General features: G+C 45.6%; 13 protein-coding genes. 4 read left to right on the top strand and 9 right to left on the bottom strand.

The features are described from left to right. Positions 1 to 28 precede the first annotated feature (28 nt). Positions 29 to 826, bottom strand: a complete 798-nt coding sequence (locus AB4Z30_RS12130) for an adenosylcobinamide amidohydrolase (protein ID WP_441926537.1) — start codon at positions 824 to 826, stop codon at positions 29 to 31. Further along, the gene (cobD, locus tag AB4Z30_RS12125; protein ID WP_441926535.1) at positions 823 to 2,016 is read right to left on the bottom strand and encodes a threonine-phosphate decarboxylase CobD; all 1,194 of its coding nucleotides are present in this window, start codon (positions 2,014 to 2,016) and stop codon (positions 823 to 825) included. The genes AB4Z30_RS12130 and cobD overlap by 4 nt, the downstream gene beginning before the upstream one ends. Positions 2,017 to 2,275: 259 nt before the next feature. Between cobD and AB4Z30_RS12120 the strand changes: the two genes are divergently transcribed. Beyond that, a complete protein-coding gene (locus AB4Z30_RS12120) occupies positions 2,276 to 3,280 on the top strand; it encodes a lipoate--protein ligase (protein WP_441926533.1) in 1,005 nt (334 codons plus the stop codon). 291 nt (positions 3,281 to 3,571) lie between these two features. Continuing rightward, positions 3,572 to 4,375 (top strand): Cof-type HAD-IIB family hydrolase, encoded by an 804-nt coding sequence (locus AB4Z30_RS12115; RefSeq protein WP_441926531.1) that lies wholly within the window; start codon positions 3,572 to 3,574, stop codon positions 4,373 to 4,375. A 256-nt stretch (positions 4,376 to 4,631) separates the two neighbouring features. Here AB4Z30_RS12115 and AB4Z30_RS12110 read toward each other — a convergent pair whose 3' ends face one another. Then, positions 4,632 to 6,152: an NAD(P)/FAD-dependent oxidoreductase gene (locus AB4Z30_RS12110; RefSeq protein WP_441926529.1), complete on the bottom strand. Its 1,521-nt coding sequence runs from the start codon at positions 6,150 to 6,152 to the stop codon at positions 4,632 to 4,634. Positions 6,153 to 6,308: 156 nt separating this feature from the next. On the opposite strand from AB4Z30_RS12110, the gene AB4Z30_RS12105 reads away from it, so the two are divergent. Further along, a complete protein-coding gene (locus tag AB4Z30_RS12105) occupies positions 6,309 to 6,878 on the top strand; it encodes a TetR/AcrR family transcriptional regulator (protein WP_441926527.1) in 570 nt (189 codons plus the stop codon). A gap of 57 nt (positions 6,879 to 6,935) precedes the next feature. Here the strand turns inward: AB4Z30_RS12105 and AB4Z30_RS12100 are convergent, their stop codons facing one another. Continuing rightward, positions 6,936 to 7,874 carry a DMT family transporter gene (locus AB4Z30_RS12100; RefSeq protein WP_441926525.1) on the bottom strand — a complete coding sequence of 313 codons (939 nt, stop codon included), beginning with the start codon at positions 7,872 to 7,874 and terminating at the stop codon, positions 6,936 to 6,938. A gap of 120 nt (positions 7,875 to 7,994) precedes the next feature. Between AB4Z30_RS12100 and AB4Z30_RS12095 the strand changes: the two genes are divergently transcribed. After that, on the top strand, positions 7,995 to 9,416 hold the full coding sequence (locus AB4Z30_RS12095; protein ID WP_441926523.1) for an aminotransferase-like domain-containing protein: 1,422 nt from the start codon (positions 7,995 to 7,997) through the stop codon (positions 9,414 to 9,416). A 375-nt stretch (positions 9,417 to 9,791) separates the two neighbouring features. Here AB4Z30_RS12095 and AB4Z30_RS12090 read toward each other — a convergent pair whose 3' ends face one another. The 5 genes from AB4Z30_RS12090 to AB4Z30_RS12070 all read right to left on the bottom strand — a co-directional run bounded on the left by AB4Z30_RS12090 (position 9,792) and on the right by AB4Z30_RS12070 (position 13,458). After that, positions 9,792 to 10,418 (bottom strand): ABC-2 transporter permease, encoded by a 627-nt coding sequence (locus AB4Z30_RS12090; RefSeq protein ID WP_441926521.1) that lies wholly within the window; start codon positions 10,416 to 10,418, stop codon positions 9,792 to 9,794. Then, a complete protein-coding gene (locus AB4Z30_RS12085) occupies positions 10,411 to 11,277 on the bottom strand; it encodes an ABC transporter ATP-binding protein (RefSeq protein WP_441926519.1) in 867 nt (288 codons plus the stop codon). Before AB4Z30_RS12085 ends, AB4Z30_RS12090 begins: the two co-directional genes overlap by 8 nt. A gap of 5 nt (positions 11,278 to 11,282) precedes the next feature. Beyond that, positions 11,283 to 11,657 carry a GntR family transcriptional regulator gene (locus AB4Z30_RS12080; protein WP_441926516.1) on the bottom strand — a complete coding sequence of 125 codons (375 nt, stop codon included), beginning with the start codon at positions 11,655 to 11,657 and terminating at the stop codon, positions 11,283 to 11,285. 232 nt (positions 11,658 to 11,889) lie between these two features. Then, complete coding sequence (gene clpP, locus AB4Z30_RS12075; protein WP_441926514.1) at positions 11,890 to 12,471, bottom strand: ATP-dependent Clp endopeptidase proteolytic subunit ClpP; 582 nt, start codon at positions 12,469 to 12,471, stop codon at positions 11,890 to 11,892. Between the two features lie 18 nt (positions 12,472 to 12,489). Beyond that, positions 12,490 to 13,458 carry an RNA polymerase sigma factor gene (locus AB4Z30_RS12070; RefSeq protein WP_441926512.1) on the bottom strand — a complete coding sequence of 323 codons (969 nt, stop codon included), beginning with the start codon at positions 13,456 to 13,458 and terminating at the stop codon, positions 12,490 to 12,492. Positions 13,459 to 13,592 lie beyond the last annotated feature (134 nt).

Here is a 13,592-nt window from a genome sequence, read left to right as displayed (position 1 = left end):
GAACGATGATGTCCATAGATGCTCCAATTCAAATGTCATTACTGTGCCCGTTCCTTTCTTTCCATTGCAATCCGGCCTGAAGGCTTTCTGTCACCGTGTCATATACCAGTCTGCCGATGGCCGCCCCCAAAGCTGTTGCTGTCCCCGCGTAGGTGTGAAGCGGCTGACTATCATCTGCCGTAGTCTGACGTACAGCGAGCACAATCGCATCGGTTGTTGTACCTGTGGCAGGAAGCCCGTTCTCCGAATCCGCAACACCTGCATCAGCAAGCGCTGCGGCTTTGGCCTCTACCGCTGTCTGAACCGCGTTGACCATTGCCCCTGAGGTCATCTGTCCATTAAACCACAGCATGATATTAATTGTTCCAGGAATATATGGAGTTCTATTTTGTGTTTTTCCATGGACATCAAAAACAGTCCTCTCCGAACCTGCCCGTGCTGCATTGGATACGCCGGCAGTCGAACAGCACAACAGCCCAAATTCCGAACTCATATACTCCTGAATAGAGGTATGCTCCAACCTGACAGCGGTCAATAGTCCAGCACATTGATCGGCTTGCTCCTGCCACTTATGTAAAGCCTCCGCGATATCACGAGGCGGATCATCACAGCGGTAATGTTTGTCCACATAGATGTTGAAGACACGGTTCAATTCAAGCATCCCGCCCCCATATACCGCGCTAGACAAGGCATGAGCAGGATGTGCCACCTGTGCTTTGATATGCCGTTCATGAGCAAATATGTTCAGACCCGGCCAGGAATAGGACCTATAATTGTTCTCGTCTACTTTCCCATGTGTAAAATAATTATAAAACGGGAGTGTCACAACCGCTTCCCTCCCTTTATTTTTTCGGATAGTGGCTTATGATCCTGCTGGCTCTCCTGATCGGCAGATTCCAGATCAGCTTCCTGATCCTCGTTTGGTTCAAGCACACCACTTCTAAGCACATCAAGCAACCTGTCGTTGGCTTCAGCACCTTTAACCGCAAAGCGTATATGTCCTGCATCTAGCCCCGGATACATCGCACAGCTACGAATGAGTATGCCTCGACGCCCCAATGCCTCCTGCATATAAACTGCCGTCCAAGGTTCTGGTACACGCGCCAGAATAAAATTAGCCTCCCCCGGCGTCACGCTAAATCTAAAAGCCTCTAGTGCTGTGTACAATCGCACACGCTCACGTGTAATTTGCGATATCGTGTCCTGTTCGAAACGTTCGCCGCTGCGCAGACACGCTTCTCCTGCGATAAGTGCCAGTCCGTTGACGCTCCAGGTCACCTGTTTCTCCGTCATTGCCTGTATGTATCTTGCGTTGCCCAAGGCATACCCGAGCCGCAACCCTGGAATCGCATAAAACTTGGTCATCGAACGAATGATGATCACATGCGGGTATTTATGCAAATACGGAGCAAGAGACTGACGCTGGGCCGCTGGAATAAAATCAATAAAGGCCTCATCCATAACGAGCACCGTATCCGTTTCTTCGGCTTTGCGAGCTAACCTGTGAAGCACCTCCGCCGGATATTGCACCCCATTTGGATTGTTTGGCTGTCCGAGAAAAAGCAGATCTACCTTTTCCATCAATTGTTCGATATCTTCGGGTCTCGCCTGCCAATTCAACTCTTCCCGACCTGTAGTATGCATGACCTCCGCACCGAATTGCCTTGCCAAAGCGCGATATTCCGAGAAACCTGGCTCCACCGTTCCAACCTTGTGCGGAGCCAGTGCCAGCAGAATCAATGCCATACTTTCAGCCGCGCCATTGCCTACGGAAATTTGCTCTTGTGTTACTCCCAAACGTTCGCTCAGGAGTGCTTTGAATCCCCGATGACCCGGATCAGGATAACGAAGCACCGAATGCAAACCTTGCTGCAATGCTCCCAAAACCTCTTTTGGCGGTCCCAAAGGGTTAATATTGGCGCTGTAATCAAGAAAATCTGCAGCGTGGCCCCCAAACCTCGAAGCCGCGGTCTCCACATCTCCACCATGTCCGAACACTTCGATAAAACCGGTCATTCTTCCGTCATCCTCTCTGTATGTTCTTTTTATTATGGATGGCATAGGAGGGATGGGTCAATCCTGTATTGCTTTTGAATTCATCCGCCTGTAAGAGTTGTATCAAAATAAATGGCATCAACGTGTTTTCTTTGTGTCCCAACGACAATTCGTTTACAATAGAAGAGGAATTTCAGAGATTCTGTTTCTGAATCAAGGATACAAGTATCACTACATAAGGGGCTTCACGCCTCTCACATACATTAATGGAGGAATGACCATGCTGTTTGTAGATAATCAGGGCATTACAGATCCTTCTGTAAACCTTGCGATTGAGGAGTACATTCTGAAGCATCTGCCGATGGAGGATGATAGCTATCTATTGTTTTACATCAACCGTCCGTCGATCATTATAGGTAAGCACCAAAACACGATTGAAGAGATTAATATCGAGTACGTTCAGGATAACGGTGTGCAAGTGGTACGTCGTCTATCCGGGGGCGGGGCGGTGTATCACGATCTAGGCAACCTGAACTTCAGTTTCATTACGGCGGATGACGGTCAATCCTTCCATAACTTCCGCAAATTCACCCAGCCTGTGGTTGAAGCCTTGCACGAGCTTGGTGTTAATGCCGAGTTGACCGGGCGTAATGATCTGCAAGTCGGCGAAAAGAAAATTTCGGGCAACGCCCAATTTGCTACCCGTGGTCGCATGTTCAGTCACGGCACTTTGATGTTTGATCTGAATCTGGAGCATGTTCAGGCTTCCCTGAATGTGAATCCCGAGAAATTCAAATCCAAAAGCACCAAATCGGTTCGTAGCCGGGTGGCCAACATTCGTGATCTGATTGACAGCAATCCGACGATTGAAGAGTTCCGTGATGAGTTGCTGCGTCATATCTTCCGCATGGAGCCGCAGGACGTTCCTCAGTACAAGCTGACCGAGAAAGATTGGGACAAAATTAAAGAAATCTCGGCCGAGCGTTATAACAACTGGGACTGGAACTACGGCTTGTCACCGGAAAGCAATGTGAAACACACTCGCAAATTCCCGGTTGGCATCATCGATCTGCGCATGAACATCAAGGATGGACGCATTGAAGATATCAAAATCTTCGGCGATTTCTTCGGGGTTGGCGATGTGGCAGATATCGAGGACATACTGCGTGGCAAGCGTTATGACGAGACTGAAGTTCGCTCCGCACTGGAAGGTTTGGATGTGAAGCATTACTTCGGCAACCTGGAGCTGGAAGACTTTATCGGCCTTGTTTTTCTGGAGGAGTAACAAAGGAAATACGACATTTAGATGGGTATAGATTGTTTGAACGAAATAGAATCACAGCAACGGAGAGGACAGAAAAAACCTGGAAAAGCGAAGCGTTCACCTAAAAGCTTTCTGCAAGAAAGCTACATCGGAAGCATATGCTTATCATCGGATTTTCTCTTTATGAAATATAAAGATCAAAAAAATCTGGGGATAACAGTGATTGAAAGGTTATTCTGTCATCGGAGTTTTTGCGTGAGACTATTTCGTTCAATGAACATAGAACCAGATAAAAAAGGAGAGAAACATCATATGACTTACAAACTCATTGCTATCGACATCGACGATACCCTCATCAACGACAACAAGGAAGTTACACCTGCTACACAAACAGCATTGGAACAAGCCGTTGCACACGGAGTAGTTGTAACCCTCGCTACAGGACGTGCTTACGCTTCCGCACAAGCACTTGCACGCCAAACCAAGCTGAACGTGCCGATTATCACCTATCAAGGTGCTTTGGTGAAAAACCTGCTTGACGAAAAAGTACTCTATGAGCGCTATGTGCCTCAAGATGCTTCACGTAAATTGTTCGACTACTGCCTGGAGAAAAACCTGCATCTTCAAACGTACATTGACGACAAGCTGTATGCTCGTGAAGAAAACCAAAAACTGCTTGATTATGCCAAACTAAACGGCACACAATATTACATCGAGTCCGACTTCATCAAAGTCATCGAACAACCAACACCAAAACTGCTCATCATCGACGAGCCAGACTATCTGGATCAAGTGGCTGTAGAGCTGCGTGAGTTGCTCGGGCCTGAAGTGCACATTACCAAATCCAAGCCGTATTTCCTCGAAATTATGCACAATGAAGGTACCAAAGGTCATGCTCTGACGTTCTTGGCTGACCACTTTGGGCACCAACTCAGCGAGTGCATCGCCATTGGTGACTCCTGGAACGATCACGAGATGCTGGAAGTCGCCGGTCTGGGTGTAGCCATGGGCAATGCCATCCCTGCGTTGAAAGAATTAGCGGACTATATTACAGCGAGCAATAATGAAGACGGCGTAAAAGAGGTTATTGAGAAGTTTGTATTAAACGCGGAGTAAAAATAAAACTTTAACAAAAAAAACAGTCCGGATACCACAAAAAATATGGGGTTCCAGACTGTTTTTTTATTATTTTTGTTTTGAGAGAAATATGGCAGTGAGTAAAGATAATTGAAGTGATATCGTTATCGCTATCGATAGAATGACCCGATCTGTATCTGGAACTGCGACCAAAAACAAAATGAAAAAAAATACAATGAAAGAAACAATAATACTAGCTATGAAATTTAACATTGTGCTTTTCATGTTATTCCTCTTATTTGCTTATGGCATGTTGAAAAGTCTCCAGCAGCTTCTCGATCTGTGTATCATGTTCCAGTTGAAATGATGGAATTAGCTCATCTATTCTTTGCTGAAACAGTTCGGGATCTTGTACACCAAGCTCTGCTCTTAACACCATTTCTTCCTCGGAACCATTGTCATTCAGGATCATCTTCAGTACGTCACCATTGAAATATTCACCCGGAGGAAGAATTAAAGCATTCATCAGAAACTGTATGAAAAAAAGATGAGTATCTTTCTCATACATCGCCTTTTTCATCGCCTGCTTCGTAAACAAATTGATGTATTTCTGAGCAAAAGTCACCCCTTGTAGTTGAGATGACCCAACATGTTCAACACCTTTCCAACGCAAGTCAGCTACAGAACTAAGCCACCATGCCGGTTCAATGGCCTGCTGCATCCGACGCAGAACTTTGAGCTCAAACTTCGACTCAGGATGTACTCGCTGTAGCTCCAGACATTTTCTTATCGTATCGGCTTCAATAGCAGCGACCGTCATTCCTTGTCCATGAATCGGATCAAAGCTGCAAAATGCATCGCCCAGGACGAGTAATCCGGAAGGCCAGTTCTCCATGCGTTCATAATGTTGACGTATAGACTCGGAAATGCGGTATCCCCTCGGTCCCTGGAAAGGTTCCAGTCGATCCGCCAACTCCACGATTTCATTTGAAGCAAACAGATGCTTCATTTGTTCCTGAAACTCATCGGGATGGGTCGAAGGATATGTATCTCCTCCTGCATTGAAAAGCAGCATTCCAGCGATATCATTTTCAATGCGCCACAACATACCTGCCCGAATACCCTGCTCAGGATCTGATTCTGTAAATACCGTTTTCCATTCATTTTGAATAAGAGATGGTATCTTATAATACCGGGTACTGTAACCGAGAGATACCTTCAGCACATCGGGCTCCGGTACAGATAATCCGATCTGATCAAGCCATTTGATCAATTTGGACGAACGCCCTGAGGCATCAATCACCATATCAGCCCGTCTTTCTTTCCGACTCTCCGAGCCTCTTTCCTTTGTATAAACGCCTATAATGGAACTCTGATCTTCCGAAACCATTAGCCCGGTAACTTCCGTATTTTTTAAAAAGCGGATGTGACTTATATTCTGCACTCGCTTCCGCAGTACCCATTCCAGCAAGGGTCTGCTACTTGATGCAATTTCGATGAAAGAAGCATTCACTTTATGATTAAATTTACCGTATTTATTTGCATTCACGATCTCTTCTTCATGTGAAGGAATGGCGCCAAGTGAGATCAATTCATCATTGTACCCGGGAAAGTAATGTTCCAGAATGAGTCCGCCGCGCGGTAATACCCGATGTGGATGAAAAGATTGAGGGACTCCCTGTCGGTTCGACGGCTCAGAAGGCAATTCATCTCGCTCGATAATACATACCTCATCATAATGATCAGATAACATTCTTGCAGTGATTAACCCCGCAATCCCTGCTCCGATCACCACAGCTCTATTTATATCAGACATCGCACTTCCATCCTTTCTATGACGTTAGATTTTATCTACACTTGTAGAGCAATCAAAATATTTCTTATAATACCAATATATAATTAAAATATCTTATTTAGTAAGAATCAATATAAGAAGAATATATAGTTAAACTACAATAAGGAAATGGTGTAGATGAAAATAATTGGAAAAAGTACGGATTTGAGAGTTGCTCGAACTCAAAAACTGTTGACGATGGCCCTTATAACTCTGTTATGTGAGCAGGGCCAGCTATTCAGTAACATTACGGTTAACGAAATATGCGATAAAGCCATGGTGCACCGAACAACGTTCTATAAACATTTTGAAGATAAATTCGCGCTGTTGTCCTCTACCCTGACTTCGATTCTTCAGGATTATTTACAAATAAACGTGGAAGACAGACTGCGACAGCCTATGCAAAGTATCGCTACAATTTTGTCAGGCAATGTACTGGAGACAATGGTCCAAAATCAAAAGAAGGATGAGGGATTCAGTCATTTTTTCAGAAAATATATCGAAGAAATATTTAAGCAGGATTTTATAGAATTAAAAAATAGAGGTAAACAATTCTCACTTCCCGTAGAACTTGCAGTCGAGTTTCACTCAGGGGTTATTAGTTTACTTGTGAATTGGTGGATACATCATTTTGAAGAAAATATTACAGCTGAACAGATGGATGAGTATTACTGTCTATTGGTTAACGAGAAAATCTTGATGAAATAACAAACAGCTCAATCTGAAATTAATTACTGATTTCCAGATTGAGCTGTTAAAAAGACACTAGAATAGGTGGAATGAAGAAGTTCGAACGTTTGCCCCAACACGTTTCCCTTTCTTCAACCAACCGCTCACCTTCTCATTCATTGCCAGCAGTCCCGATATCACCAGACCCACACCGATCCACGTCACCCAACTAACATGTTCCCCATAGACAATTGCTCCAAGTCCGACCGCAATCGGTGGCGAAATATACAACCACGTTGCCGGGAACAGCGGATTTGTGCGCGACATGATCCAATAGAACAGACTGTGCCCGACCATGGAACCGATGATCGTCAGATAGATCACGGACGACACTGCAGGTAGCACATCCAGTGCCGACATATTCCATGACTCCGTCAACGCGGACAGGATGAATAACAACGCACCGCCATACATCATCTGCACCGCATTAATCGCAACAGGACTCATCTCGCTAAACTGATGGATGACCTTTTTGGAGTATAAAGTACCTGCCGAATAGCAGACTTCTCCCACTAACACAGCGATACATCCCCATAAAAATAGTGAACCCGCGCCAAGCGATACTCCTGGTAATACGACGAGCACCACACCTGTAAAGCCAATCAGGCAGCCCACAATCATACGCGATGATGTTTTCTGCCGTAACACTGCCGTTTGCATTAGCATAATCATTAGCGGCCCTGTAGCCGAAAGAATGGCCCCAACTCCTGAGCTGACATGTTGCTCCGCCCAATATAATGTGGCAAACGTGGCAAACGTTAAACCTGCACCGGTAATCAGCATTTCTTTGCGGAACAGCAGAGACAAATTCACTTTGCCCTTCATCCACATCCATGTAAACATTAAAGCTCCCGCGATCAGAAACCGCAGCCCCGCTGATAGAAAAGGCGGCATGCCTGCCTCTACTCCAATTTTAATCGCCAGAAACGTTGTCCCAAAAACGAGACACATTACGGTAAATGCAATCCCCACCATGTTAACCACTCCTTTATCTGTTCTCCATCATAGCTCATGGTCTACAGAACAGAATGAACAAAACAGAACAGTTCACCCTCATAAGCTGTTACAATAAAGTTCATAAGGAGCGTGAATCGGGTGGGCAAAACGTTAATGATGACAGATAACAGCATGAAACGGTATGAGCAAGTCATCCATTATCTCATGGTACGGATCGAAGCAGGTGAGTGGGCTGAACAGGAAAAACTGCCTTCGGTGCGAAGCCTGTCCGAACAGCTCGGCGTTCACCGACTTACGGTGTTCAAAGCGTATCAGGATTTAAAGCAGCGCGGGATTGTCTATGTCAAAGACAAGTCTGGTTACTTCGTCAGTCCAGCGAAACCACTATCGCTTACGGATCAAGCGGATGATCCATCGGTGTCGGCATGGCTCCATTGGGATACACTTGACCGGGTACAATCGCTGGAAGCGGAATATCAGTTTTCCAAATCCTTAATCGATCCTGCTCTACTGCCCAACCGATATTGGGGCGAGTTAATGCGCGATCTGTTAGATCAATATCCTCGTCTACTCGGTACGTATTCAACGATCCAAGGTGATCTCGAACTGCGCAGCAGTCTTGCAAGTCATCTGACGGCAAAAGAACGCTTTTACCTGTCCTCTGACGAAGTGCTGATTACTTCCGGTGCACAGCAGGCGATTGATGTCATCTCCCGTGCACTAGTAAAACCCGGAGATCGGGTACTCATTGAGCGACCAACTTACGGCCCTGCCATGGAAATTTTCCGCAAACAGGGTGCACGGCTTGTTTTTACCGACATCCATCCCGAAGGGTATGATCTGGAGCAGATTGAGCATCTGATGAAAACAGAGAAGCCACGTCTCTTTTATATGACACCGACGTTTCAAAACCCTACGGGCATCAGCATTTCTGTAGAGCAGCGCAAACAGCTGCCCGAACTTGCTGAACAGTATGGTTGTTATCTGGTGGAAGACGACAGCACGTATGATATTTATTTTAAAGAGAAACCGCCAGCGCCTATCTTCACTTACGATACCTCCGGGCATACGTTGTACATTCGCAGCTACAGTAAATATGTTGTTCCAGGATTGCGCATCGCAGCTATTATGTGCCGTCCACATCTCATGCCAGGGCTACAAGCGATCAAAGCTTTGACCGACAACGGATCACCGCTGCTGAATCAGAAGCTGTTTCTTCGATATTTTCAATCGGAACGCATGCATCAACATCTGTCCAAACTGCGAACCGCGCTTCAGCTGCGAATGGAAGTGATGGAACAGTGTCTTCTGCAGACGGACTGGACGTGGACACGCCCCGAGGGAGGTCTGAACATCTGGGCCGAGCTACCGGAGGGGATCGACACAGGTAGACTGCTGCACCAAAGCATGGAGCACTCCATTGCTTTTGTACCTGGCACCGTGTTTGATCCCTCGCACGCATCGGGCAGCCGCAAGCTCCGCCTCTCCTTCTCCTACGGCCGGGAGCAGCAGATCCGGGAAGGCATGGAGAGACTGATCACCTTAGCGGCAAGAAGTTAAAACGAAACTTCGTTTGGGATCAATGACGAGAAGTAGTAAGAGCAATAGAGATACGAAGGAATACGGGAATCCAGGTGAGATACGGAAGTTTGAAGAGTAGATTGAGAGTGGGTGGAACCTCGGGAAGTCGGCGTGCACCTCACGCAACGCTAACGATCACCAGTGACCTTATTTAGGCGTTTTTCACAACCTAAAAAATGTAACGATCACCAGTGACCCTATTTCAATGAAAACATGCGACTTTTGCCCATTTCCCATCGAAATAACTAAAATAGCGTCTCCTGAGATCGTTACATTTTCAAATCGCCTGAATTGCAGCAAATAGGCTCATCTGTGATCGTTAGCGCCCACTTCGAGTCATAAAGTCAATTCCGTTCACAGATCTTTTCTCTCAAATAACCGGATTGTGACGACATACGAAACAAGAAACAGGACTACTATGGCTATGGCAATCCCCACGATAATGGGTGTTGTAATCAGCCCTTCTTTACCCGCAACATCAAGAATAAACGCAGTCGGTTGAGCAAGAACAATTAAACAAACGAAGAAAACCGTATTAATAATGCCTGCTCCCTTTTTGCTGAGTGCATAGAAAAGTGGCATATAAATAGATACCAGTATAAATACCAACCCCATAGAAATAAGGATATCCAACAGGGAATAATGAGGTTTGTTGAGTTCAGGATAATTCAGGTTAACAATCTTGTGAATGCCGAAGGATACAAGCACTCCAAACAGGGAATAGAGAATGGAAGACAGGTACTTTGCTTGCACGATCTGTTTACGACTGACTGGAAGTGTAACTAAAAAGTTATGATTATTGTTTTTGATATCAATCATCGTAGCTAGCATAATCGAGCCAAAAGCCGTATAAATCCCTACGAGATACATGGACATTTCCATCTTCGGGATAAACGCCCAACTGAAAACTACCACATACACACCCACAATCCACAACGAACTTCTCAGTGCAATAAAGTCTTTGCGAAGCAGATTAAGCATGTTGACGTCCCCCTTTTGCCGTGAAATAAATCAAGTCTTCCAACGCGGGCCTATGCAAAAGAGCCTCACTGCCAAACATACGCTGTGCCTCCACTTTGTTGTCCGATAATGCTTCAAAACCAATCGATGTTTCACGTATGCCCACGAATTGACGCCGGGTATCGGCATCCAGCAGATTCATATCCCCTTTCACAATGATGTAGCGCTCAAGCACATCGTCTTTGGCTTCATTGAAAATCAGCTTGCCTTGATTAACAAAAGCGATATAGTCTGCGATCCGCTCCAGATCGGTTGTAATATGTGTCGAGAAAATGATAGATTTGGTCTCGTCCTGAATCATGTCGGCCAGTAGATCAAGCAGCTCTCTCCGAAAAATCGGATCAAGACCGGATGTCGGTTCATCCATGACAAGCAGATCGGCATCATGAGACAGAGCAACCGCAAGCGAGAATTTGATCTTCATGCCTTTGGATAAATCCTGGATTTTCTTTTTCGGAGACAATTCGAATTGTTCCAAATAACTCCTGAATAAGGCATGGTCCCAGCGACTGTAAAAAGGAGCGATTAAACGTGACATCTCCCTGATAGTCAAATGTTCATAATAAAAGCATTCGTCGGACACAATACCGAGCCGCTGCTTCACAGCGACATCACCGCTCGGATTCTCACTGCCCAGCGTTCGCACTGTTCCCCGATCAGGATGGATGAGTCCGGTAATCATTCGGATTAATGTACTTTTTCCAGCTCCGTTTGGGCCAATAAGCCCTGTGATAAATCCCTGTTTCACATCTGTGGATATGTTATCCACCTTAAATAATGGGTATTCTTTCGTAACATTCCGCAATTCTATCGCATTCATCGTTCCTATTCCTCCTCCAACAGCAAAGTAAGATAATGAATCAAATCCTGTGAGTTCATGCCCAGTTCCTTGCTCTCCTGAATAACCTCAAGCATCTTCGCTTCTAACTGTTTCATACGTCTCTCCCGAATAAAATCCTGATTTGCACCGGATACAAAACTCCCCTTGCCAACCACGGAATCAATCAACTGTTCCTTTTCCAGCTCTTCATATACACGTTTCGTTGTAATGACGCTGACTTGCAAGTCTTTCGCAAGTTGACGGATGGAAGGCAGGTGATCCCCTGCTGCCAGTTCTCCATTAAGAATGCTTTGCCGGATCTGGGATAAAATCTGGATATAGATGGGATCGCTTGATGCATTGGATATCCGTATATTCATGTTCGTTCCTTCACCTCATTGCCATTGTTTCATATCATTAACCAGGTATAGTGTATATATATAATATACACACTATACCTGGTTAAGGTCAACCCTTTTTATCCATTTCTTTCTACCCAACAGAAAACAAAAAGAACGACAGTCTCCTGTCGTCCCAATCTTTACGTTCGTTATTTCGCTTGTATTTGGTTTTCTGTTCCATTTGCTTCTTCAGTTTCATTTACGGTGACACTTATGCACCTGTAACAACCTTATCCACCAAACCATATTCCACCGCTTCAGTTGCAGTCTGGAAATAATCTCGGTCGGAGTCTTTTTCAATGCGCTCCAGCGGCTGGCCTGTATGGTCTGCAAGTAACTGATTCAGTCGTTGACGGTGCTGAATAATGCGGTTAGCATGAATCAGCATATCCGATGCCTGCCCACGTGTGCCGCCAAGGGGTTGATGGATCATGATCTCACTGTTCGGTAGCGCCATTCGTTTACCTTTTGCTCCACCCACCAGCAACATCGCACCGAAGCTCGCTGCCATCCCTGTACATATAGTCGATACATCAGGTTTAACGAACTGCATCGTATCATAAATCGAGAATCCCGCTGTCACCGATCCCCCCGGACTATTAATATACATCTGGATATCCTTATCCGGGTCCTCGGCACTCAAAAACAATAATTGGGCCACAATGGCATTGGCCATCTGATCCTCAATCTCTCCCGACACCATAATGATGCGGTCTTTCAGTAAACGTGAATAAATATCATAACTCCGCTCACCGCGAGCGGTTTGTTCTACTACGTAAGGTACAACGTTCATAAAGGTCGCCTCCTTATATTAGGCAGCCATGATGACTGTATACCCACCTCCATAAGACAGCAAATTTCTGCTTGGAGTGGCAGTATCGTACATCACTGGCTGCATCGCTCGAGACGGCAGAACCTGCTGGAGAATCGTACCCGCCACAGCCATCGGATCGTCCATACGGTTCAGGCACAGATCAATTAGACGTGCAGTATCCCCTTGACGGAATGCCATCAGATAACTACGCAGCTGCTCTTGCTCGAGATCGGCGTATTCTTCCCTCGTCCCTTGTTCCAATGCAGACTCTATCCCTGCATTCTCCAAATTATGCCTAACCTTGGTTATAGTTGTGCGGGCACGGCTTAATGCTGCTTTTACGGCACCTTCGGTTGTACGCAGCATCTCAGCAGTTTCTGCCGCCTTATATCCCATGATTTCACGTAATATATAGATCGCTCGCTGCCACGGTGGCAAGGTGTGAACTAAAATTTGCAACGCAGACTCCAGCTCTTCAAATGATCCTTCGTCGGTAAATTCGAACAGGACAGGTTTCATCTCGGCAAGTATAGAGCTCAGCTTTTCTTGCTTACGAATACCGTCAATCCACGTATTACGTGCGATACGAATCAGATAGGCTTCCCAGTTAATCGCGCCCGATCTTTCCGAAGCTTGCACCACAGCAGACGATAATCCCTTAAGGCAAGTTTCCTGCACAAGATCCTCTGTCTCTGTCACCGACTTGGTGAGTGACATGCAATATGCATATAGTGAAGCCAACAGGTCAGGTAATGCATCGTGCAACGTAGAAGTTGGTATCCTTTTATCTTCAGCTTCGTTTTTACGGTCAATGGCACATGTTTGATTCGTTGCAGTCGCTTGATGCTTTTGTTGCTTTTGACTACCTTGATTCGTTTGATATGTCGCCTTCATTTTCTTATTTTTCATGGCTATGACTATATTCATTTCGTAAACTTCGCAATCTGCGGACTTCACAAAGGCCATCTCGGGGGCCCCCCTTTGCTGGTTCCTGATTAGTGTTTCATTAGGTAAACGAAGAACCTCCTGTAAAGGATACGCTCTTCTTCATTTATTTTTTCTAAACAAAATCCATTCCCGGGCTTAACTCCTCCAACTTC

Origin of the sequence: Paenibacillus sp. 2TAF8, from assembly GCF_052114825.1 — a bacterium.
Lineage (GTDB): Bacteria > Bacillota > Bacilli > Paenibacillales > Paenibacillaceae > Paenibacillus.
The sequence above is the reverse complement of the archived record's forward strand: the minus strand, read 5'-3'. Positions and strand labels throughout refer to the sequence as shown.